Annotated in this window: 15 protein-coding genes; 7 read left to right on the forward strand and 8 right to left on the reverse strand. The window is 46.2% G+C overall.

What is annotated here, in order from left to right; all coding sequences use genetic code 11:
* Window positions 1-73: 73 nt before the first annotated feature.
* From uca to NAF29_RS03225, 4 genes are all read left to right on the forward strand, one after another.
* Complete coding sequence (gene uca / locus NAF29_RS03210; protein ID WP_251260040.1) at window positions 74-3703, forward strand: urea carboxylase; 3630 nt, start codon at window positions 74-76, stop codon at window positions 3701-3703.
* The gene (gene atzF / locus NAF29_RS03215) at window positions 3700-5526 is read left to right on the forward strand and encodes an allophanate hydrolase (RefSeq protein WP_251260041.1); all 1827 of its coding nucleotides are present in this window, start codon (window positions 3700-3702) and stop codon (window positions 5524-5526) included. Before uca ends, atzF begins: the two co-directional genes overlap by 4 nt.
* Window positions 5527-5643: 117 nt before the next feature.
* Complete coding sequence (locus tag NAF29_RS03220; RefSeq protein WP_251260042.1) at window positions 5644-6147, forward strand: DUF1993 family protein; 504 nt, start codon at window positions 5644-5646, stop codon at window positions 6145-6147.
* A gap of 73 nt (window positions 6148-6220) precedes the next feature.
* Window positions 6221-6571 (forward strand): hypothetical protein, encoded by a 351-nt coding sequence (locus tag NAF29_RS03225; RefSeq protein WP_251260043.1) that lies wholly within the window; start codon window positions 6221-6223, stop codon window positions 6569-6571.
* Window positions 6572-6640: 69 nt separating this feature from the next.
* On the opposite strand, the gene NAF29_RS03230 is transcribed toward NAF29_RS03225, so the two are convergent.
* The 7 genes from NAF29_RS03230 to rimK form a co-directional block, all read right to left on the reverse strand.
* Complete coding sequence (locus NAF29_RS03230; protein WP_251260044.1) at window positions 6641-7309, reverse strand: acylneuraminate cytidylyltransferase family protein; 669 nt, start codon at window positions 7307-7309, stop codon at window positions 6641-6643.
* 120 nt (window positions 7310-7429) lie between these two features.
* The gene (locus tag NAF29_RS03235; protein ID WP_251260045.1) at window positions 7430-9010 is read right to left on the reverse strand and encodes a hypothetical protein; all 1581 of its coding nucleotides are present in this window, start codon (window positions 9008-9010) and stop codon (window positions 7430-7432) included.
* A gap of 137 nt (window positions 9011-9147) precedes the next feature.
* Window positions 9148-12162 carry a DUF748 domain-containing protein gene (locus NAF29_RS03240; protein ID WP_251260046.1) on the reverse strand — a complete coding sequence of 1005 codons (3015 nt, stop codon included), beginning with the start codon at window positions 12160-12162 and terminating at the stop codon, window positions 9148-9150.
* Between the two features lie 241 nt (window positions 12163-12403).
* Entirely contained in the window at window positions 12404-12919 is a 516-nt protein-coding gene (locus tag NAF29_RS03245) for a YehS family protein (RefSeq protein ID WP_251260047.1), read from the reverse strand.
* Between the two features lie 77 nt (window positions 12920-12996).
* A complete protein-coding gene (locus tag NAF29_RS03250) occupies window positions 12997-13428 on the reverse strand; it encodes an ATP-dependent zinc protease family protein (RefSeq protein WP_251260048.1) in 432 nt (143 codons plus the stop codon).
* 20 nt (window positions 13429-13448) lie between these two features.
* Window positions 13449-14483: a succinylglutamate desuccinylase/aspartoacylase family protein gene (locus NAF29_RS03255; RefSeq protein WP_251260049.1), complete on the reverse strand. Its 1035-nt coding sequence runs from the start codon at window positions 14481-14483 to the stop codon at window positions 13449-13451.
* Window positions 14483-15388: a 30S ribosomal protein S6--L-glutamate ligase gene (rimK, locus tag NAF29_RS03260; RefSeq protein ID WP_251260050.1), complete on the reverse strand. Its 906-nt coding sequence runs from the start codon at window positions 15386-15388 to the stop codon at window positions 14483-14485. The genes NAF29_RS03255 and rimK overlap by 1 nt, the downstream gene beginning before the upstream one ends.
* 246 nt (window positions 15389-15634) lie before the next feature.
* Between rimK and NAF29_RS03265 the strand changes: the two genes are divergently transcribed.
* Window positions 15635-16543: a LysR family transcriptional regulator gene (locus tag NAF29_RS03265; protein ID WP_251260051.1), complete on the forward strand. Its 909-nt coding sequence runs from the start codon at window positions 15635-15637 to the stop codon at window positions 16541-16543.
* Window positions 16544-16879: 336 nt separating this feature from the next.
* Window positions 16880-20698 carry a cellulase family glycosylhydrolase gene (locus NAF29_RS03270; protein WP_251260052.1) on the forward strand — a complete coding sequence of 1273 codons (3819 nt, stop codon included), beginning with the start codon at window positions 16880-16882 and terminating at the stop codon, window positions 20696-20698.
* A 98-nt stretch (window positions 20699-20796) separates the two neighbouring features.
* On the opposite strand, the gene NAF29_RS03275 is transcribed toward NAF29_RS03270, so the two are convergent.
* Window positions 20797-21192, reverse strand: a complete 396-nt coding sequence (locus tag NAF29_RS03275) for a hypothetical protein (protein ID WP_251260053.1) — start codon at window positions 21190-21192, stop codon at window positions 20797-20799.
* Between the two features lie 743 nt (window positions 21193-21935).
* Between NAF29_RS03275 and NAF29_RS03280 the strand changes: the two genes are divergently transcribed.
* Window positions 21936-25181 (forward strand): glycosyl hydrolase, encoded by a 3246-nt coding sequence (locus NAF29_RS03280; RefSeq protein WP_251260054.1) that lies wholly within the window; start codon window positions 21936-21938, stop codon window positions 25179-25181.
* Window positions 25182-25255 lie beyond the last annotated feature (74 nt).

Raw genomic sequence — 25255 nt, forward strand, 5'->3', positions numbered from 1 at the left:
AATGCGACTAGGGACGACCCTAACCAAAGTCGTGGAATGAATCGGGACGACCCGAATAGTTAGGTAATATTTGATGTTTTCAAAAGTTCTCATTGCCAACCGTGGTGCCATAGCGTGCCGTATTATTCGAACGCTTAAGAAAATGGGTGTCATCAGCGTAGCGATCTACAGCAATGCTGATGCAGATAGCCTCCATGTATCGCAAGCTGACGAGTCCTACAGTCTAGGCGACGGTGGGGCAACCGACACCTATTTAAACCAAGACAAGATATTAGCCATCGCCCACCAGTCTGGCGCAGAGGCCATTCACCCTGGTTACGGATTTTTAAGCGAAAATCCAGATTTTGTGGCGCAATGTGAAGCACAGAATATTGTGTTTTTGGGTCCTACGGCTCAACAAATGAATGTGTTTGGTTTAAAACACAGTGCGCGTGAATTAGCACAGCAAGCGAGCGTGCCGCTTCTACCGGGCACAGATCTATTGAATGATGCTCAGCAAGCCGTCAGTGAAGCTGAGCGTATTGGTTATCCGGTCATGCTTAAAAGTACAGCCGGTGGCGGTGGTATTGGCATGCAGCGCTGCAACGATTCGTCCGCTTTGCTCAACGCATTTGAGTCGGTGAAACGTTTGAGCGAAAACAACTTTAGCAATAATGGTATTTTCCTAGAAAAATTCATCGAACAAGCACGTCACATTGAAGTGCAAATTTTTGGTGATGGCCAAGGTCAAGTAATCGCGCTAGGTGAGCGAGATTGCTCCGCCCAACGTCGTCATCAAAAAGTTATTGAAGAAACGCCAGCTCCGAACCTTTCCAACGAAACACGCGATAAACTTCAAAGTACGGCCATTGCATTAACTCAAACTGCGAACTATCGAAATGCCGGTACCGTTGAGTATGTCCTCGACCAACAAACCCAGCAGTTCTACTTTTTAGAAGTGAACACGCGGCTTCAAGTAGAACACGGTGTTACCGAAGCCATATTCGACGTTGATTTAGTGCAATGGATGGTACAGCTTGGGGCACAAGAATTGCCGCCATTAGCTCAACTGTCAGAAGCTCTCAGCCCTAGGGGTCATGCCATTCAGATGCGCTTGTATGCTGAAGATGCGAATAAGAATTTTCAACCTTGTGCAGGCCTTTTGAGCCATGTTCAATGGCCTGAAAAAATTAATGATTTCAGAGCACCGAACTATCTTAGAATTGATCATTGGATTGAATCTGGCACTGAAGTCTCACCATTTTTTGATCCGATGTTGGCAAAAGTAATTTGCTATGCTGCCGATCGCCAGTCAGCCCTCCATAACCTTCAGCAGGCACTGACCAATACCGAACTCTACGGTATTGAACACAATCTCGATTACGTCAGTCAATTGCTCTCAACAGAGATGGTTCAGCAAGGCCGAGTATTGACTCAAAGCCTCAATGAATTCTCCTATCAACCTGCCACCATTGATGTATTAAGTGGCGGTACTCAAAGCATTATTCAAGATTATCCCGGTCGCGTTGGGTATTGGGATGTGGGCGTGCCACCATCGGGTCCAATGGACTCAATGAGTTTTCGGCTGATCAACGGATTGTTAAACAATAGCGATGATGCAGCTGGTCTTGAAATGATCATTTCTGGCCCGTCCTTGATGTTTAATGCGCCCTCGCAATTCGTCATAGGTGGCAGTGACATGGAAGCCACGCTGGACGGTAAGACCGTTGCCATGTGGCAAGTGACAGATGTGGGTGCAGGGCAAACGTTGAAGTTAGGACGTGTGACTGGGGCTGGTGCGCGCAGTTATTTTGCGGTCAAAGGTGGTTTGCAGTGCCCCGACTACTTGGGCAGTAAGTCGACATTCACTCTGGGGCAGTTTGGTGGGCATAGTGGCCGTGCTTTGTTGGCTGGCGATGTGTTACGTTTACCTAAGTCTGATGTCTTAAAGCAGTCTGAAGTCGTTGCTGGACATTCTATTGATAAGCCACCGGTGTTATCCGAAGACTGGGCTATTCGAGTGATTTATGGGCCGCATGGAGCGCCTGATTTCTTCACTCAAAAGGATATCTCTGAATTTTTTGACGCCACATGGCAGGTGCATTTTAACTCCAGCCGAACGGGGGTTCGATTAATTGGGCCTAAACCCGAGTGGGCCCGAACTGATGGCGGCGAGGCAGGATTGCATCCGTCGAATATTCACGACAATGCCTATGCGGTGGGAACCATCGACTTTACAGGAGACATGCCGGTCATTTTGGGACCCGATGGCCCAAGTTTGGGTGGCTTTGTATGTCCGGCGACCATCATCAAAGCCGACTTGTGGAAGATGGGCCAGCTTAAGGCCGGTGACACCATTAAATTCCAAGCCGTATCTATAGAAGAAGCCGCCGAGGCTGAACAAGCGCAAAGCAAGGCGCTTAAAGCGCTGAGCTTCTCGGAAATGGCATTAAATGATGCGCCTATTGTTTCACCTATTGTGCATCAAATTGCGGCGTCTAAATACGGCGAGAAGGTGGTCTACAGACCGAGCGGTGAAGATTATTTGCTGGTGGAATACGGTGAGCAAGTGCTGGATATTCGGCTGCGCTTTCGCGTTCATGCTCTCATGTTGGCGTTGCAAGATTTAGCCGTAGAGGGGATTTACGAACTCACTCCGGGTATTCGTTCGCTACAAATTCATTATGATAATTTCAAACTACCCATGGCCGATTTATTGGCGATCTTGGAAACATCAGAATCTGCTCTGACTGATATTGATGAGTTGAAAGTGCCTGCAAGGATCGTCCACTTACCGCTGTCGTGGGATGACGAAGCAACACGTTTAGCCATTCAAAAATACGATGAGGTGGTTCGAAAAGATGCCCCGTGGTGTCCTGACAATATCGAATTCATTCGTCGCATTAATGGCCTCGACTCTGTCGATGAAGTCAAGCGAATTGTATTTGATGCCAGCTATTTAGTGATGGGGCTTGGCGATGTGTACTTGGGCGCTCCTGTGGCAACTCCCATGGACCCAAGACATCGATTAGTGACGACTAAATATAACCCTGCCCGCACATGGACGCCCGAAAACGCAGTGGGTATTGGTGGCGCCTATCTTTGTGTTTACGGCATGGAAGGGCCTGGCGGATACCAGTTTGTGGGGCGTACGTTGCAAATGTGGAATCGCTACCGCACCACCCAAGCGTTTGAAAAACCCTGGCTTTTGCGGTTCTTTGACCAAATTCGGTTTTATGAAGTTGAAGCGCCCGAATTGCTTGATGTTCGACAGCAACATCCACGCGGTCAGTATGAAGTAAAAATCGAACACACCGAATTTAGCCTGGCCGATTACCAAGCACAAATCGATGTTCACCAAGATGAGATTGCGGCGTTCAAAACGACTCAGCAAAAAGCATTTGAAGCCGAGCGTCAGCGCTGGATCGACACCGGTCAAGCTGACTTTAAAGCCGATGCATTGATTGAACAGGAACACAATGAAGATGCCTTAGACGATCAACAATTTGCTGTTGAAAGCCACGTCGCGGGCAACATTTGGCAAGTGTTGGTTGAACCCGGAGATACCGTAGTTGCAGGCCAGAAGCTGATGATATTAGAAGCCATGAAGATGGAGTTAGAAGTCCTCGCGCCCGAAGCGGGAACAGTAGTGACGGTTCAACAACTCGCAGGCTCACAAGTGCATGCTGGGCAACGTTTAATTGTATTGGAGTCTAAACAATGATTTACCCTACTATTGATGCATTGCAAAATGCCTATCGCAGCGATGATGTTAGCCCTAAGATTTATCTCAAACAGCAGTTAAATGCCGCACGCGAGGATCAGACTTGCAGTTGGATTAGCCTTATTAGTGATGATGACTTAGCCGCTTATCTAGGTGCTCTAGAGGGTAAATCCGCCGATGATTTACCATTGTACGGTGTGCCATTTGCAATTAAAGATAACATCGATTTACAAGGTTTGCCCACCACTGCGGGGTGCCGAGAGTATGCTTACCAGCCTGAAGATTCAGCATTTGTCGTGCAGCAATTGATTGCGGCGGGTGCAGTGCCTTTGGGCAAAACCAATATGGACCAATTTGCCACCGGCCTTGTTGGGACTCGTAGCCCTTGGGGGGCGGTCTCGAACAGTCATAATGCTGAGTATATTTCCGGCGGCTCAAGTTCGGGAAGTGCCGTGGCAGTAGCGACTGCGCAAGTATGCTTTTCACTGGGAACCGACACTGCAGGTTCGGGCCGCGTGCCTGCTGCTTTCAACAACATATTGGGAATGAAAGCAACTAAAGGACTCGTCAGTTGTTCGGGCGTTGTCCCGGCCTGTAAAAGCCTTGATTGCGTGACTTTGTTTGCTCACACCGCCGATGATCTCAACATACTATTGCAGGTCGCTGCACACTACGATGCTTCTGATTGCTATGCTCGAACGAACCTGCCGAACAATCATGCAGACGCTTATCAGCCAGCTAACTCACTTGCTGGTACAAGAATTGGCGTGCCAAAAGCGCATCAAATGAAGTTCTTTGGAAACAATGACTGTGAAGCGTTGTTTGAGAGGGCGATAAAGGTCTTAGAGCAGCAAGGAGCCGAGCTTGTTGAGATTGATTTCCAGCCTTTTATTGATGCCGCTAAATTGCTTTACGAAGGGCCTTGGGTCGCAGAGCGATATGCTGCGATTGAAGATTTTTTCAATCAAGATGCATCGCGTTGCTTGCCTGTGATCCAAACCATTGTAGGTGGCGCGGAAGATAAAACTGCGTCTGACGCCTTTAAGGCCATGTACCGCTTGCAGGCCTATAAAGTTGAATGCGATGCGTTGCTCGCAAAAGTTGATGCTGTGATGACGCCAACCGCAGGCACTATTTACACCATTGACGAAGTGAACCAAAACCCCATCGAGTTGAACTCAAACGTTGGGTACTACACCAACTTTATGAATTTATTGGATTATGCGGCGGTCGCAGTGCCTGCGGGGATACAAAGCACAGGACTTCCGTTTGGTGTGACGCTGTTCTCTTCAGCTTACAGTGATCGAAAGCTATTGAGCCTAGCCGGCCAATTGCAGCACGCATACGATCTGCCTCTGGGGGCTACAGGCCAACCATTGCAGATCAGTTTGAATACCAACTGCGAGATCGAGCCCGACACTAATTGGGTTGAATTGGCGGTATGTGGTGCTCATTTACAGGGGCTACCGCTCAATCCTCAACTGGTTGAACGCAATGCAGAGTTGTTAGAAGACACCTCAACTTCGCCTCACTATCAGCTCTATGCACTTCCTGGAGGACCACCTTTTCGCCCAGGTCTAGTGAGAGCTGAAACGTCAGGTTGCTGCATTGCTGTTGAGGTGTGGCGTATGCCGCTTGAAAATCTAGGCAGCTTTTTACAAGGAATTCCACAGCCATTGGGTTTGGGGAAAGTAGAGCTGAATGATGGCCGCTGGGTCATCAGCTTCATTTGTGAAGGATATGCCATTACCGAAGCGAAAAATATTTCGCAACATGGCGGTTGGCGCGCTTACCTAGCATCGCTTGATAACGCTAAGCATTAGCGTGCCTTTCTGTCACAGGGCGAGCTATGGTTGGCTCTGTGACGTGCGGTATCATTCGTATTCTGCGATGAGCTTGGCTAGTATTCATGTCATTGCCCGATAAGTGATGGCCTTGCTATGCCAATTTCTCCTGTCCCGACTTTTGTTCGTTATTTAAATCAGTTGGCACACATGCTTGATGTGCTTAAATCGAGTCCAGTCAGAGAAAATATTCTTGAGCATCGGTTAGCAAATGATATGTTTCCGTTGCGCCAGCAAGTTTGTGTCACCATCGCTTTTGCATCTCGTACATGCTTTCCAGCGGCAAATCTTGAGATTCCTGAGTTAAATTATACGCTCACGACATTCGGTGAATTACAGGCCGAGATCGAACGAATCATATCGCTTATTCAGCACATCCCTGAGACTCATTTTGAAGAACTTGAATTAAGAACTGTGTTGACCCAAGCTGGCGATGCTGAACTTTGTTTGCCGGGCCACGAGTTTTTGCTGAGCTACGCCATTCCAAATTTTATGTTTCACCTGTGTGCGGTGTACGCGATCGCCCGGTCTGCGGGCGTAGATTTTGGGAAGCAAGATTTTGACGGCTATCACCAATATCCGAAAGGCTTCAGTTTTTAGTCGGATTATGAGGTGACTTAGGGTTTAATATTGAAAAATACTAATTTTCATTCGAAGTGTAGTAGGGATGACTATGATAAAAACTAAAACAGAATTTGTATTCGTACTCATTCTAGTCGCAATGTGGGCCGCATGTATTTACACCGAATCGTCCATGGTTGTGCCAGCCATCGTCACGGTTGGGTTCTGGGTGGTGAGAATTCGTAAATCGAATATAGAAAAAGTGCGCTTGAGTAAAATGCGCCAGACCGAAGAAAATGCATTGGCACTGGGCGCATCAGAAGATTTCATTGCACAATGGCTTAAGAAGCCCATGTGGACTTCGCAGGATAACTACAATGACGTTCACCCTGGCCGTGAAGCTGAAGCTATCTATGACGCCTACCAAGAACAACAGGCTGAATGCGCTGAAGAAAAGTCTTGAGTAGAATGTCAGAATGCATAAAAAAAGCCGCTATAAAGCGGCTTTTTTTATGCTGAAACAATGGCAGTTTTATTTCTTTTTAGAGCGATAAATCGCATGTTCTAAGTCGTCGAGCGTATTGATATCGCAGAACTGATCTTTTGGCACTTCGAATAGATAAGGCTTTTGACCAAAAAAGTAGCTGTTGGCTTTCATGTCAGCGTGGCGTTGAATGAAAATTCCGCCATCTTGCATGTAATAGCTGGGCAAGTCTTTAGACAGAGTATGGCGTTCTGCATAGGGGTTGTAATTGAGTACCTGCTTGTCAGGACCCCATAGGTGCTCTTTCAGTTCAATAACCGATAGCAGAGAATCATAGCCTTCGTCTTCGCAGCTTAAGAATTTTTGTACCGCAGCATCGTATGTGTCGGGGTGAATAAATGGGTTGGTGCAGTGCGCCCAAACCACCACATCAGTCTCGATCAATTCCATCATGTTGCCAATCATTTCATTGGCAGAGGCAACGCTTTCGTCACAATAGTAGTCAGGACGAATCACCACCTCGGCGCCGTATTCTTTGGCTTCAGCAGCAATGGCATCAGAGTCTGTACCCACAATCACGCGATCGATACACTCACAATCTTTTAACTGCAGAATCTTATTGGCCAAAAGCGTGTGTTTATTGAGAACTTGAAGAGCTTTGTTTTCAACTCTTTGGCTGTTTGCTCGAGCAACAATGACGGCTGAAACTTCTGGCATTTGGAAACCTTCTGGAATTTAAAGTGGGTGCAATACGTTCATCTTAAGAACTGCGGCAAATAATAACGCCTAATTCAGTTCTGCACCATATTTGTTGGCGGGAACGGCGCCACCGTATTGCTATTTAGTCTGTATTTTAGCAAAAGCAGCAATCCAACGGCTCAAATAACCCGATGATACGCCCACAAACCGTTGATAAAACGTCTGGTAAGATGATGTGCTGGTGTCTGATGGTAAAAATGCTTTGGCTACGTGCTCGCTTAATTGGTCGGTGGACGTCACCCAGATCTTCGAGTCCAAGAGCTGTTGATACACGTCTTGGTTTTGCGGGCGAAGCCAAACATCATTGCGTTCGCACACCACTAAAAATGGGATGCCTGCGTCTAAACACTCTGAGTGCCCAGTCCCACTAGGTGTAGTAAACAGCACGGCCTGATAGTGTTTGGCGTCTTCGGCAATGGTACCGCGACTACCTTCAACAAATTCAATATTGCTGTATTGAGCCAGGTCGAGATTGTCAATTAAGTCTTGTTTATTGTTGAGCGGGTGCGAACGGATATGAATTTTGTAACCGGGGCAGGCATCGCCGATCATTTTCAATGCACTTTTCACCGAACCCGTTTGACGCGTGAAAGATGGGCTGTGAAAACCATGTTGAATTTGATTTGATATGTATTGAACCACCACTAAAACCTTGTCGTTTGAGGGCATTGAAACTAATGACAGTGGCTTACTGAATACGGTGGATAACTTAAGGTTTGGCATGACTTCATCATGCTCAGCAATGGTGTAGCCCCACGTCCCGAAGTGACTGACAAAACATTCTTCTGCTATTTCGTTCCAGCGCGGGTCAATTTGGCCTGCATTGCCACCGTGTTGAATGCCAAAAATTGGTTTTTCCGTATATTTTACGTCGGCAATCAACGCCGCTATTTCGGGCTTGCGAATCATTTCTGGGCCGGTTGCTAAAGCATTCAATTTTTGATTGAAATACCGGGCATTCACCAGCGCTTGTGCGGCATATTCAGCCATGTAACAGGGGGCGGTTAAAACCACATATAAAGCGAGGGCTAGCTCATCGTGTGAGCGGCCAGTTTTGTCGAGGGATGCAAACCACTGTTCACGGAGTACAGCATGTCGTTTGGCTTGTGGTAGAGCAGGAAGTTTACGAAGAAATTTAACCTGACCTCGACTTATCAGTGAAAAAGCCAGACGTTTGAGCACCGGCATGCCATAGGTTACCTGAGTGACGGCTGAGCTCTGTGTTGAGATCGGCGCAGGATGCGTAACGGCTGTATAGTTTGTACCATCATGCTCGCCCCAATCCACAGCATTAAGTTGGCTAAAATCAAAATCAGGGTTGATCAGTTGGCTGAGCAATTTATGGTGTGGTTCGTTGAGACGAACGGCTTCCATTTCCTTTAAAGACGAGAAGCTAGGCAGCGTAATAGGCTCTAAAGTACTTTGCTTAATTTGTGTGTGGCGAGCGACTGCAAATTGAGTGACTGCAAGTACAACCGCTGGATGCAGCATGATGCCCAGCCGTGGATCATCTCCCAACACCTGTTGTAGTCCTTGTGTCAACCAATCATTGAGTTCAAAGGAGCTCTGCTTAATGCAGTCAAGGTATTCTGATATCTCTGGATAATTAGCCGCTTCAGCGAGATCAAACAGCGTCAGAAATTGCTTAAGTGAAGCCATTGATTATCAATCCTGTAGTCGAAGTGGTTGGCAAACGCAGTGCAACAAAATATGGCTTGCATCATACTCGATCTTGCCACAACGCCGCACCATCAATGTTGAAACTGCGGTAAAAAGGCCGACGACTATGGGATCCATTAGTCCGCTTTAAGCGTCATGACGGTGATTCGTGAGGCGCTGTTTTTTTCAATGTGCGGTTGCAGTACAAAAAGGCGTGCTGGGTCAAGCTTTGCCTGTTCTACCATGTATGTTTTTATCGCACGCGCACGTGTCAGCGCAAGTTCAGTTAATTGGGCATTTGTGACTTTATAAGGCGTTAACAGTGCCTGATAATAGCGAGCGTCTAATTCCGATTGGCGAGCACGCTCTGCGTCATCGGTTTGTTCCGTGATTTGCTCTGCAATCTGCTGGCGTTGTTGGTTTTTCCACTCGATAGGAAGTGTTGTTGTGAGGGCGTCGAAGGCTGCGCGTTGCTCATCTGACAGCTTAATAGAGCTTAATGTGAATTCGGTAAAGCCTGTGTTTTGGCGTTTATTGACGTGTTCTAATAAAGTTTGCTGTGCGATAGTTTTCCCATCATCTTCTTCACTCACGCGGCCTAGAATTTCCAACTTCAACATGGGACGACTGTTTAAGGCTTCGGCTAATTTACCGAGCTGCTGCATGTTGTCGGCTGAGAGTTTTGCGATACCAGAACCGAATTCCACCTCATCCAGTTGGTCGCCTTCCCCCACTAAACTGCCCAGTAAAGCAAATGGCGAGGTGATGATCTTTTTAATGGCATTGCCAAGAGCTTTTGCAACCAAAGCACCAATGCTGAATTGCGGGTCATCTGCGCTACCAGAAACTTCCAAGCCTAAATCAATCACCCCATTTTCATCTTTCATCAAGGCTACCGCGAGAGCAACCGGCAATGACGTTGCATCAATACTATCGGTTTTACGGCCTAATTCGAGCTGGTCCACAATGACATGGTTGCTGCCCTTGAGTTGGTTGTTGTCTAACTCGTAATCTAAATTGATCGACAATTGTCCTTTATCAATCACGTAGCCAGCGTAAGTGCCTGAATACGGATTTAACGAAGTAAGTTCAATGTGTTTGAAGTCGAGCGTTAAATCTAAAAATGGGTTTTCAAGTAAGGGCTGTATGCGTCCATCTAGAGTGACCGGAGCGTACTTATCGACAGTTCCTTCTAAATGAACTTTGGCTGGCTCTGTTTGCTCAGATGAAAATTGCCCTACGCTGCCTGCGATTTGATGAATTGCGGTAGTAAATTTGGGAGTGAGTGAACGATCTGAAAAATAGGCTTCACCTTCATCAAATGATAAGCCTCCGATGCCAATAGTCCATGATTTAGATGCGCTTTCTGATGAAGCCTGGGGTTGAGACTGGGGGGAATCTGCAGGTGGTGTTGATTTGACTAAGTCGCCAATATTGGTGCTTCGGTCTTCTGCAATCACAACTCGGGCAAATGGCTTGGCTAAGTGAATATGCTCTAGCTTTAAATCTTGTTGTGCTAAGTTGAGCTCAATGGCATCGAGTTTAAGTTGTTGCCAGCTGAGCAGCTCAGTGTCTTTAGCATTGATGTTGAGATCGTCGATTTGAGCATTGATATTGGTGGTAAGTTGGGTGCGACCTGCTTCGAGATTTAATGCAATATCGCCGTCAAGGTTGAGCAGGCCTTGATCTAAATCGACATCGAGGTAAGGCGTGATAAAGGTTTCAAAATGCGACAAGTCCAATGTCGAAAGTTGAAGTTTTAGTGCACTTTTAATCGCCACTTCCTCAGCGTTGAAATGCACCTGAGTGGGACCTTGGACCGACAGCTTGGCAGAATCGTTGATTTGACTGCTAATCTGTAATTGAAGAGGTTGATTAAAGCTAGACTCAAGTCCAGTGAGTTGAAATGAGTCGATCACCCATGAATGGCTTAATTCTGAGCCTGAAAAAGATTCAGAAATCGCATGATTGATGTTGGTTAATCGAAGCTCTTTAAGCGCCCATTGCCATGGTTGAGGTGGAGCATCTTCTGCAATATTTTCGCTGTGAGCGGTTACATTCGGTTGCAGCAATGTGGCTAAGTCTATTTGGCCGTCAGTATTGATGGCGGCAATAAACTGACTGTCGGCCAGTTCTATTTGCTCGATGTTAACTTGGCGCGGGTTCAAGTCGAGCGCAATACCTTTTATATCAAAGCGGCCCACTTGAATTGGACGCTGTTGCTGGACTGGATCAGAAATAACAAAATCATACAGTGTGACAACACCTTCACTCACGCTAACATCCATTGGCGCGCTGGCCCATGAAAGATAGTAGTGAGTATCAATATCTAGATTTGCACGTTCAAGTTCAAATGCTACGTAAGGCTCAACGAACGGAGCAAGTTTTGCCAAGTTAATACCGCGTACAACTAAGTCTCCGGTCATGTTTTGTTGTTCAACATCCAAGGTGCCTTGCCATGCTAAATCGCCTCCAGAGGGCAGCAACGCATTGATCTTATAGTGGTTAGCGTCGGCTGATTTAGATTTGTTACGGGTCGAGAAGTTGAATAATTCGAACCCTAAAGGTGTGACTTCAGCAATGGCAATTTTACCGTTGTCTTGTTGTTCAAATAGGTGGTCTTCAAAGTGAATTAGACCCTGGTTGACTTTGAAATGGCCGATGTTGATTGACGGGATGGACGCATTTTCGTCAGCGGAATTTGACTCCTGGACCAGAGACAACTCTGCTTGAGCGGCTTGATGATCAACAATGTCTTGAAAGTCAAAGGTACCGTTGTGGTCGCGCTGTGCGTACAAATATGGGGTATCGAGCTCAATGGCTTTGAAATCAAAGTCGCCAATGAGCAATGGCCACAACTCAAAATCTATGTAGATCCGATTTAGCCCTGCGAAGTTTTGTGTGGGATCTTGTCCTTGGATTTTGAGTTGGTTGACCGTGAGAGCCAGCTTAAAGGGATGAAAGCTGGTTTCTCCAACCAATACAGCACGTCCGGTTTGCGCTGCTAATTGCTCTTGGAGTTGCCATTTGACCCATTTAGGTAGGACGACACCCGTCAGTAATACGTAAAGAACTAAGACGACAAAGGTGATTGCAGTTCGGCGCTGCCAAGTCCGTAAGGTGCGCCAGCGATGTCCAAGATTGAGAGCCATTGTTCGTCCTAAATGGTGACTGAAGTAGAAAAGGGTTTAGGTTGCTCTGATGCGCCGAACGCACTGAAGTGACAGCCTATTTTAGTACAACGAAGTTTAGATGAATGGCCTCAGGGCAACAACAATTTACTGTGCTTGTGTGGTGTAATATGCGGGCCATACGAATCACCACAACAACAAGCGATGATGATTCTTGCAGCTGTGGTGCTTCGATTGAGAATCGTTGAAGGTAATAAGGCCGTTACTTTTTCCAGCAGGGGTGAACGTTGTCTTCTGGACGCTGTTTTTGATTCGGATGACTTTGGTAGCCCAAACCTCGAACGAAATTTCGCAATAATTGATCGCCACATTTTTGATAATTGCGATGATCCGGTTTGCGGAATAAAGCCGATAGTTCTGACTTCGACATAGTAAAGCCAGCCAAGGCTAAAACTTCTAAAATCTGATCGTCACGAAGCTGCAATGCAATGCGCAATTTGCGTAAAATATCATTGTTAGATAAACGTTTTTTGCCGGTGAGTAACTGAGGCTCTCGACCTTCTTGTTTACCTCTGTTTTTAATTATGAGGCCATCTAGAAAAGCTGAGAAAGTGCGATCTCTACAACTCACAAAGCCCTCTTCATCTTCTTTTTTTAATAAGTGATCGAGTTCTGCTTTGGTGATGTCGTAGTCCATCAAACTGAATACGTGGATCACATCTAAATTATTAAATTTAAGGGCGTAGCGTAATTGACGCAGCAAATCATTATGGAGCATGTAGATTCCAGTCGGGCTAAGGAGGCCGCGTCAGAAGCGGCCTAATAGCGTATTGTACTGCAAATCCTGAACACTCTCTAACCTTCTGAGCTAATCAAAAACGTACTGGATGGATCAACGTAGACTTTATCGCCCATACCTTCGCGCCCAAGTAGCATTAAGTAACTCATGTCTTGCCGATTTGTCAGTGTGATTTCAATGGGCCACTGACTGTCGCCCAACTGGAACATAGTTTTAATCACACAACGTTGCTCGACTTCACCATTCGATGACTTGATGCGTCTAGAATCATGGAGTGGTGCCTTGCAATGCACCGTTTGCTCTAAGTTGTAAGCGTCAGGGTGCAAATCAAATTCAACATAAGGACGTCCTGCCACGCGAATGTTTTTCAAGTTATCAACATGGAGTGAGGAGGTTTTTGCCCCTGTATCGACCCGAACATGCAGATCTCGAATGCCTAAATCAGGTAAATTGCAAGCCTCTAAATTGCCAATCATTATCCGACTCATAAAAACTCCTTATTCCAATATTAAGGCTCTGGACGAGCCATTGATGTTGAAACCGGCATGACTTGCTCGTGCATGATTTCGATATGTTCAAATACATCATCGTCGGCCTCTCCAAAATATGCGATATGAAACATTGCATCGCCTTCTTGCACCAATGGAATGTTCTGTTTGCCAATGATGATGCCTGCCCGGTTCGAGACCACTTGTTGGATCAACTCCCCTAAGGGGCTATTGATTTCAGCTAGTACTTCGCCTTTTTCAACTTGCGATCCAAGCTGAACAAATTCATGCACAAAACCACTGGCTGACGCTCGAGTCCAATCGCTCCGGTTGGCCACAAAGGGCTCTATTTTTTTACGCGCTCGCTTTTTTCTGACCAGTCCCAGTTGTGACAACACATTTTGAATACCAGAGAGCCCCATTTGGATCGATAGTTCATCAAACCGCAATGCCTGGCCAGCCTCATACAGCAGGACTTTGGCACCACGACGCACTGCCGCTTCGCGAAGTGAACCGTCTCTGACCGTCGAATCTAGCAATACAGGAACACCAAAAGATTCAGCCATTTTCAAGGTTTCTTCATCCCCCAAATCGGCTCTAATTTGAGGCAGATTTGAGCGATGAATGGCTCCGGTATGTAAATCAATGCCGTAATCGCAATGTTTGACGATTTCAGTAATGAAAATATTCGCTAAACGGCCCGCCATCGATCCTTGTGCCGAGCCAGGAAAACAACGATTTAGATCGCGCCTATCTGGCATGTATCGACTTTGGTTCAGCACACCATAAACGTTTACCATCGGCACCAAAATTAAAGTGCCGCGGATCAGTTGTGGCGGTTGTTTAATCAAACGCCGAACGATTTCGATGCCATTGAGCTCGTCACCGTGAATCGCAGCACTGACAAAAAGCGTAGGGCCGCTGCGCTTCGCACGGATCACGTGAACCGGGATTGCTACTTCTGTATTGGTATACAGTTTTGCAACTGGCAGTTCGAGCTGGCAGCTTTGACCTTGCTCAATTTCAACGCCTGCAATGATTAACGGTTTTTTCATCAACCGATGCCCTTGGTTTTGTTTGCGAACGGTTTGGCATTCTTCTCAATAAACTCAATGACCAATGCAGCCACATCTTTTTTCGTGGCTGTTTCGATGCCTTCGAGACCCGGAGATGAATTGACCTCCATCACCACAGGCCCATTATTGGATTGCAAAATGTCCACACCACACATATTCAAGCCCATTGCTTTGGCAGCATTCACAGCTGTTGCTCGCTCTTCTTTGGTTAACCGCACCAACTGAGCTTCGCCACCTCGATGAAGGTTGGAGCGAAACTCACCGTCCGCAGCTTGGCGCTTCATTGCCGCAATCACTTTACCGCCCACCACGAAACAACGAATGTCAGCGCCACCAGCTTCTTTGATGAACTCCTGCACTAGAATATTGGCCTTCAGACCCATAAAGGCTTCAATCACGCTTTCCGCAGCTTTGTTGGTTTCGGCCAATACAACACCAATGCCTTGGGTTCCTTCGAGCAATTTAATGACCAAAGGTGCGCCGCCCACGTTGCGAATCAAATCTTGAATCTTATCGGGCTTGCTAGCAAAACCAGTTCGTGGCAAGCCAATGCCTCTACGAGACAGCAACTGCAACGAGCGTAGTTTGTCACGTGACCGACTAATCGCGACAGACTCGTTGATGCAAAACGTACCCATCATTTCAAATTGGCGCACAACCGCTGTGCCGTAAAATGTAATCGATGATCCGATTCGAGGGATCACTGCGTCATACTGAGGCAGTACCTCACCTTGATAGCGGACCGTAGGGTTGCTGCTGGTAATATCCATGTAGCAATGCAAAGTATCGATTACATCGACTTGATGGCCACGCGCTTCAGCGGCTTCTTTTAAGCGGCGAGTTGAATATAAGTTTTCGCCGCGTGATAAAATAGCAATTCGCATATTGATGTCCTTTTACAATAAATTTGGTTATCAGTCATAGTGACGTTAAATCAGCGAAGCGAATGCGCTGAGCAAGATACGTATGAAGGCCTAGAGCTTATGATGACTTTCAGGCTTTCATGAGCCGCTGAGTGGCAGCAATTGCGGTGGAATTTAGAGTCATTGCAGTTCAATGGAAAACAAATAATATTAATCGTCACAACAAACCGTTTTTGTGACGCGGTTTGGCGGGTAAAAGAGACGATAATGGACGTTAAAGTATTCAAAACTTTTCTAGAAGTTGCGCGGGAAAAGCACTTTGGTCGAGCGGCAGAGAACCTCTATCTGACTCAGGCTGCAGTGAGTGCGCGTATTAAACAATTGGAGTCTTTTTTTGAGACGTCTTTGTTTGTTCGTGATCGCAATGCTATTAGGTTAACCAGTGCGGGTGAGCGTCTTATTTCCTATGCCGAAAATATGGTGAGAACCCTAGACCAAGCAAAATCTGAATTGCAGCTCACTCAAGCGCATGCGGTGCAACTGACAATTGCCGGTACCCCAAACATTTGGGATGCATTTTTACAGCATTGGCTGAGCGTGGTGACCGACACCTTTAATGGCTATGCGTTCTGCGCAGAAACTATGAATTCGGGGCTGTTAAATAGGGCATTGGTTGAGCGAACATTAGATATTGGCATGACATTCGATCCGATTAAATCAGATGACATCATCTCTGAACACGTGTCGGATTTGGAGTTGCTCATGGTTTATTCATCGGCTCAATTGGAGCAAGATGCGCTCAAAAATCGCTATGTGTATGTAGATTGGGGGACTCGGTTTGCGTCCGAACATGCTGAACGCCACGCCCAAATGGCAGCACCATTTTTACGGACATCAAGTGGGCGCATTGCGTTAGATTTTATCTTAGAAAAAGGCGGCGCAGCCTACCTTCCCAAAACGATGGTTGAGCCGTTTCTTGAAGCTCAGCAATTACGTACGGTGGAAGGCGTTGATGAATGGAAGCGTCCGGTGTATCTATCATATCGAAAAAACGCAGCATCACTGAATGCAATTTTGAAGGTCCAGCGCTTGATCAATCAAACCGAGCCGGAATCTGCCTTTTTGTTGCAACAAGCGAGCGATTCCAATGAACTCCCGAGTGAACGGGATGCGTGAATGAAAAATATATAACACATTGTATTTAATATGTTTATTTCTTGTTTGTTTGATGGTGGTCTCGTTTTTTGGGGATGTAACACGATCGACCTCACAGAAGAAATCCACTTTCGCACTGCGATCACATTTCCTACTTGAGTTCTCGTTAAATTATTTACTTCTTCCATATCGTCAACGATAACTAGCGCCCCCAAATTAATGGATTCGGAACAATAATAAACAAAAAGGTAACCGGTTACATTTGTTTGGGGAGCTTGTCTTTGGGCTGAAGTCTCTTGAATGTAATAAGAAGAGCTGAAAGATGCGAAAAATACGATGCGAAAGGAATAAGGTTTTATGACCAAAATATTCAATAAATTAAAATTGTCTTCAATGATACCGCTTTTTATAGGCTATATGTCTATATCAGGTGCAGCCCAAGCTGGTTCCATTTCACCTCAACAAGTGAATTATCAAAAGCAAAGCTTAATCGATGCGAGTGTAGATTTAGTCTACCAGTCGAATGAAGGCTTTTGGTATCTGGAGGGTGTAACCGGTTACTACAATTATCAAGGTCAATTGGTAATTGAACATGAATTTTTAGAGAGTCTGTCCGATGGGCAGCATCAATATCGAGTGTTTTTTAGCGATGGTAGCTCAGCGCCGCTGTCGATCAATATTATGGGAGACTTCACACCCGTTGTGCCGCCGATTGAGCCGCCAGAGGACCCTCCTCTTGAACCCCCTGTTACGCCCGTTGTTCCGGTTGATTCGATTAGTTTGACGGCTGAATCTGCATCACTCAGTGACGGATCAGAGGTGTCCAATGCTGAAATTAATTTGCAGAAAGGTCTCGCTCTGTGGACGTTTGAGCTGGCCAGTGCAGGTGAATATCAGATCGAAATATCGTATCGTTCTCCTTATGGCTCGAAGGTTAATGACTTTTTCGTGGATGGACACGTTGAAGCCGTAGCATCTCAGACTCATGATGATGCGCGAAGCTACACAGTTACTCAACAGCTCTCAGCAGGTTCACACACCTTAGGCGTTGATGCCCGCAGCCAGTGGGGGTACATCTTTGTGACAGGTGCACAAGTGAATGCGCTCGATGTAGAACCACAACAAGACTCTGATGGCGATGGTTATGCAGACAGCGTGGATGCGTTTCCAGTTGATCCAACGGATTGGCTGGACAGCGACAACGACGGCTTTGGCGACAACGCTGAAATTGCAGCGGGAAGTCATCCAAACGATGCCAATAGCATTCCAAGTCGTGTAGCGAAAGACACAATTTATATCCAAGGTGATGACATCTTCTTAGCCGATGGTTTTCCATTCGTGATGAGAGGGGTGAACTTGCAATATGGAGATAGTCCAGCGACTAAGTTTCCATCCATTGCTGAAATCGCTAAGACCGGCGCCAACGTGGTTCGTTTGCAATTGCGCGACGACACCACCGCCGAGCAACTTCGCGCGGCACTGGATGAGATCATTGAACATGGCATGATTGCCATGCCTATGTTTTGGGAAGATGAAGCCAATACCTATCAAATCACCGGTGGTTCAGATCCTAAAGCAATTTACGACGGAAATGTTTCCGATAAAGATGCAGTGAGCAAATGGCTTGAAATCTGGGGAGACGTTGTTCGCGATGATGCTTACAAACCTTACCTGATGATCAACGTTGCCAATGAGTGGGGACAAAACCAAACAGTTTGGCGTGACACTTATATCACCGCGGTGCAAAAACTCAGAGAAGGCGGTATTGATGTTCCTTTGGTGATTGATGCAGGAGATTGGGGGCACAGTCCTTACTATTTTGAGGGTGCATTGGATGTTCTTGCTGCCGATCCATTAAACAACACGATATTTTCGGTTCATGGCTACTATGAGTGGTCAACAACGGCTGAGGTTGATACACGAATCAACTATCTTAAAGGTTTAAATTTACCTGTGATTATTGGCGAGTTCGGTCGGTCAAATCATTTTGCGGGCGGAAAAACAACCGACCACTGGCGCATACTCGAACAGAGTCAAAACAATGATTTGGGATGGATTGCATGGTCGTGGCGTGGCAATGGTAGCGGGCAAGAAATGCTCGATATGTCTTATTCCTACACCGGATACCAATTGACCGAACACGGCGAAGATATCGTCAATAGTCAACATGGAATTCAACAAACCGTGGTCGACATTCCGGCTGCATACTTCAATGATTTCGCCCCAGGTGGTGACACCGGCGGCAATACCGGAGATGGTTCAGGAGGAGATGCTGGCGGCGGAAGTGATGTGGGAGGTGAGGTCACGACCTTGTTCATTGCTGACGCGGCCAATTCATCGGCCACGATTCAGCCAGTGGGCATCGAAGCAGACTATATTCAAATTGAAAATACTTCAGCGGGATCATCTGCTGGATGGGACTTCAATATAACTAATGCTGGCCAATATCGCGTGTCGTTAATGGTGGTGAATCCGAATGATGACAACCGAGTGAATCAGGCGTTTGTTGATGGCATCAAATTCGACTTCACGTCTGCTGCCAACACCAGTCATACGGTGGCCATTGAAGCGTACCTAAGTGAAGGTGCGCATACTGGAGGCATTCGCGTAGAAGACACGAATCAGCATTGGGGCTACGTACAGCTCACGGGTGCTGAAATTGAATTTTTGGGGAACTTAGAAATAACCTCTCCAGTGGCGGGATCTCAGTTGCCAAGCGGTCAAGCGATTCATGTGTCCTATGTTCTTGATGGAACTTCAAGTGTGAGCTATCAAGTGAATGGTGGCTCTCCGGTTGCTTATTCTGGGGTTAGTCCTCTGGTTGTGCCGGTGACAGACGATGGTTTCTATCGAATAGATCTGGCACTGGAAGGTACTTCTATTACCGATAGTGTTAGCGTGTTTGTGGGCGCACCTCAAACGGGGTCTTTTGTGCAAACCAATGGATCGCAATTCAGCTTGAATGGTAAACCTTGGTATTTCAACGGTTCAAATCAGTTTTACTTGATGTACAAGCCCGAAGCGATGGCGGAAGACTTTTTCAAACGTTCACAAGCCATTGGCCTCAATGCAGTTCGAACTTGGATGTTCTGTAATGATGAAGGGACTCACGATGGAGTGTGCATTAATATGAAAAGCGGCGATAGCTTCATATTGTCGAAAGACCCAAGTCAGCGAACATCGGCTGAACAAGCCATTATTGATCGCAGCTTTGAGTTGTTCGATAACTACGTAGCGCTTGCTGCACAGTACGATATGAAGTTAGTGCTCAGCCTTGCTGATGAATGGGATTACTTCGGACGCATTACTGATTATGGCAGCTATTCAAGCGTGGATGGCCGTAACAAGTTCAAGGCATTCATTACCAACTTGTTGAATCACACCAACCAAATTACCGGTGTGAAATACAAGGATGATGCCACCATCATGATGTGGGAATTAGCCAATGAACCGCGTATTGCTTCTGGTTTCACAGGATGGGTGGATGATATTGCCGCTCATATTCGAAACCTAGCCCCACAACAATTAATCTCGATTGGTATGGAATCATCGTTTGGTTTTAATGGCTCGGGTGACAATTACGCGGCGTTGAAAGCGTTAAACGATAATCCTAATATCGATGCTGTAAGTGCGCATTTATATCCAACATGGTGGAATATGACGGATGAACAAACCATTGATAATATTCAGCAGCTTGCTGCGTTAGCACGTGAGATTGGTAAGCCTTCATACATTGGTGAATTTAGTTGGCCGGCAAATGTGAAACGCCCAGATTCGGCACCGGATGGTTCTGCTTATGAAACGGCCTCGATTGCTGATGGATTGGCTAAGCGGACGGATTTGTTTGCGGATTGGTATGCTGTTGCAATGCAAAACAGTGATGCCATTGGTGGCATGTTGAGCTGGCAATTGAGTGGTCTTGAGTGGGGCAATGGGCTTGAGGGAAGTTGTCAGTGGTGTAGTGGTCCATATGGTGAATTTTCCGGCGGTTGGTCAGCCAATAACGATGGTTTTCAAATGTACTGTGTGATCGACGACAGCGAATACGCTATTACGGGGGTAGGTGCCCAAGGCAATAACGTTGAAGGCAACACTATTCATTTGGATTTACACAAACCTGCATGTGATGTGATTCAAGATTATTCAGCCCAATATCAGAGCCTAAATAATCAATGATTGGTGCAGATAGAATACCTTTAAAGATGCTCTAATTGAACGCAAAAGCCCCCGGAGAGCAAAGCTCAACGGGGGCTTTTTGTCACGTCTCCAAGCTGCTATCGATAGTCTATTTCAGCTCGAACAATGTCGGCGGTATCTGTAAATTCAACTTTGATATAAGGCGAATTCCTGTGTTCAGAGCCCACTTGATACAAACGAGGTGTGAGGTAGTCATAATTCGTTTCTGGGGATGCAAAGCTTTGGCTATCGACATCAATCGCTTCAAAATGAATGCCGTCCGATGATAAGGAGAACTTGAGCAGTGGCTGGTCGCCTTTTTCGTATACGTAGAGTCTCAAGTCAAGTAATTCGCCCGGCGCATAGTAACGAATATAAGCGCCTTGTTTTTCTTGTAATCGGCTGAATGCTTCTTTGTAAGAACGATAATTCCAAGTCTCAACCGAAATGCCTTTAGATTCATCAAGTACGGCTAAATTACGTGCTTTGTCCACCTTAGTAAGGTGTGTTTTGAACGTTCAAAGACACATCAAAACACAAATATATTAACTGTAACCGTTTACAGTTGTTTGGTTTTGATCGCTTTATAGTCAAGAAATGTTTTTTATTAAATTGTTTTAAAATGTTCTATTTAATCTTATCTTGTTGATTTATTTGAATATTTTGTTTTTATTGTTTTAGGCTAGAGTATCCATTGAAAAAATTAGTTTGTGATTGGTAATCTGTTCATATTAAAGCTGTGTGAAAAACCTACACAGGGCATGAGGGAGGCGGTCTTGCTGTGGTGAATTGTCCATAGCCGAAAAGAATCAACTCTAATACAAATAGCCGTATTTTTCCCAACATGAATGTTAATCTTTGAATATTATTTTTTTTGATAGGTGTAATATTTAATTTGTTAAAATACAATGCGTTATAGTCTTTGTAAAAAGAGATCTTATTTGATACTGCAAGCCTCCGCTAGATCTTTAAATATCATCAACGGCTTAATTAATGTGATTATGATCACGTCAAAAGACGCTATTTTCGTGACCCGCCTCAAGAACTGATAAAGCTCATTCGTCACATGATTGCAACATCAATTTACATTGTTTAACGTTGGTCGTGAGAAAGATACGAAACCGGTTACGCCTGTGTTTGTTTAAGGTGTGCCGGTTTTTTAAGGGAAACAAAATGAACCGGTTCATTTTCTTAGTCAGCCGGAACGAGCGACAAGAAAACGACCTTGAGGTGAACAATGAAATTCAATATTGGCGATAAATCATCTGTCACACTACTCACTGCAGCGTTGGTGATGGGTGGCGTAACAGGGTGTGTGGATGACGGCAGTGTCAACAATGACAACCACGAATACACCCCTGAAGAACGACCACTGGGTGTTGTTGCAGGCGAAGATGGTGAATTTGAGCCGGGTGCAGAGATTACTGTGTCAGGGCGACTCGTGGGAACAATCACTGACCAGACAGTGCTGTGGACTCAAACCGCAGGGAAACCACTCGAAGGGATTGATTGGACTCAGCCAGAATTTACATTTGTTGTTGAAGAAGTCGACGGCATTGAATCATACGAATTTAAAATCGAAGCACTGGACATTGACGGTAACGTTGTTGAAGACGCCGACGGAATGCCCTTGTCTGATGACGTGAAAATTACAGTGTTCGATCCTGATGAAGTCATCACGCTTGAAGCTGAAGATGCTCGGTTTACCGATGGGCTGGAAGTTGCAACATCAGGTCATGAAATGTTCATCGCCAATGCAAGTGGCGATGCTCACCTCACAGATATGTTGCCGGGCACTGAAGTTGTATTTGATGTTGAAATGGATGCTGACTCAGCAGGCCTTTATTCACTCTACTTAAACTACGCGATTGGCTCAGGTTATGGTGGCAAGCAAGGTACTGTCACTGTGAACGGAGTGGAGTACGCCTTAGACCTTCAAGAAACAGGAAAGTGGGAAGAGCTTCGCGTTGGTACGGTTAAATTTGAAGAAGGCACCACTGAAGTTATTGTTTGCTGTGGTTGGAACTACTATCGCGTGGATGCAATTAAGTTAGTGCCATCATCGGGCGATGCGCCACTATTGCCTGTACCTGCAACGTTAGTGAATGAAAATGCAACCGATGAAGCCGTGGCTCTGATGGAATTCTTAGCCAGCGAGTATGGTGCCAAAACTATTACCGGCCAGACCGAATTCATGAATTACGGTGAAGTGTCGCAAACCGGTTTGCGCGAATACAACAAAGTAGTTGCCGCAACCGGTGGTGCAGCACCTGCCATTGTTGCCTTTGATTATATGGACTTTTCCACATCGCGCTCAGACAACGGCAAAACACCGGGCACATTGACAGAAGATATGCTCGCAGAGCAAGCCGCTAAGAATGTTGTTCTGTCTGCATTATGGCATTGGGCAGCACCTTCAGGGCACCCCGATGGAGAAATTGGTAGCTTCTACACAGATGGCACCACATTCGATTTGGCCGCAGCAATGGCCGACACCAGTAGTGCTGAATATGCAGACCTTATTGCTGATATGGACGTTGTTGCAGCAGAGTTGAAAAAACTACAAGACGCTGGCATTCCAGTCATTTGGCGACCTATCCATGAAGCTGAAGGCGGTTGGTTCTGGTGGGGGGCAGCAGGTGCAGATGCATTCAAAGAATTGTGGATGCTGATGTATGACCGCTTCACAACGACTCATGGGCTAAACAACCTCATTTGGGCATTCACGAATACAGAAGGCTTGGGCGAAGAGTGGTATCCCGGAGATGAATTTGTCGATATCGTCGGGTACGACGGCTACGATGGTGTGAACGACCAAAACGCATTTATTTCTCAGTTCTCAACCTTAAAAGATCGCCATAACGGTAAGAAGTTACTTGCACTGACCGAAACCGGAACCATTCCAGATGTTGAGAAAATGCATGAGTTAGGTGCATTCTGGAATTTCTTCATCACGTGGAATACGGATGAGTGGAATACGCCTCCAACATACGGTCCAGGTGCAACCGACCCTGCGGTAATTGCTGCCAATTACGGCTACAAAGAACTGGTTAATAATGATGACTTACCTGGCGGCGTTGCCAAAGCAGGTGCCGGAACGCTTAACAATTTCGATCGAACTGAAGACTTCGAGGTTCAAGTTAATTGGGGCGCTACAACAGGTTTAACTTATAGTTCTGAGTGGTCTAAATATGGTGATAAATCATTGAGCGTCACTAAAGATATCTCAGCAATAGACACTCCTGAAAATGTCGTCATTCAGACCTACCCAGGAATCGCGATTACCGATCAAACCACACTCACAGTGACAGCTTATGCCATGAATGCTGGGGCAACGGTTAACGCGCACTTGTTTGTCAAAGGTATTGTTGACGGTGACCCGGTAGAACAATGGCCCGCAGCGGTTGACTTAAGCGGTGCACCGGTTGAGCTTACTCTGGATATTACAGGCTATGAAGAAGTCTCTGGCTATGGTGTTCGTTTCCAAGGACTTGATGGAACAACAACCGAAGCAACTTTCTTTATCGATAGTGTGATGCTTGGCAACGCTGAAGGCATGTCTGTTTTGCAAGACTTCGAAAACACAGGTGACGTTGAAGGCCAAGTTAACTGGGGGCCGGCACCAGGTTTAGCCACATCCAAAGAGTGGTCTACATCGGGTCAGCAATCCATTGCCATGTTCCGTGATTTAACTGAAGTCACAGAGCCGACAGATGTGATTATTCAAGTCTACCCAGAAGGTGGTATTGATGTCAGTGAGTACGACTCTATTGCCGTAGATGCAACGGCGCTCAATGCCGGTAGTGCACAGGTGATGCTGTTTATTAAAGATGCGGGTGACAACTGGGTCGATAGCGGTGCTGTGGATGCAGATGATGTGACATTAACGGTTGATTTGACGAGTATCGACACTTTAAACGGCTATGGAATTCGCTTCATAGGTTTTGATGCAACATCAACAGATGCCAAATTCTTCGCTGACCAAGTGCGCTTTAGCAACGCTGAAGGCGACATGATTCATGCAGACTTCGAACAAGTTGATATGTGGGAAGCCCAACTCAATTGGTCTCCAACAACAGGTATCACGCCGTCAGAAGATTGGGGGGTTGATAACACAAGTTCGATGAGCATTATGAAGGACCTAACGGCCTCAGATACGCCCGAAAATGTTGTGATGCAAACGTATCCGGCGCTTCAGCTTGAGGATGATGTAACCACCCTCAAACTCACAGCGTATGCCGCAGATGCTGGAGCTGATGTCAATGTTCATCTGTTTGTGAAAGGGATCAAAGATGATGCGCCAGTTGAGCAATGGCCTGCAGCGGTCAATGTAAACGGTGCGCCAGTGGAGTTGATGTTAGATGTCACTGGTTATTCAGAAATCTCTGGATACGGCGTTCGATTCCAAGGGCTGGATGCAACATCAACCGCAGCTAAATTCTACGTCGACCACGTCGTATTAGAAGCCGCTGCCGCTGAATAACAAACACGAACTACTCATAAAATAAGGAATTATTTCGTCGAGGGGCACATGCACTGAGTGCCCCACTTATTGGG

The organism is Echinimonas agarilytica (genome assembly GCF_023703465.1).
Classification (GTDB): Bacteria; Pseudomonadota; Gammaproteobacteria; order Enterobacterales; family Neiellaceae; genus Echinimonas; species Echinimonas agarilytica.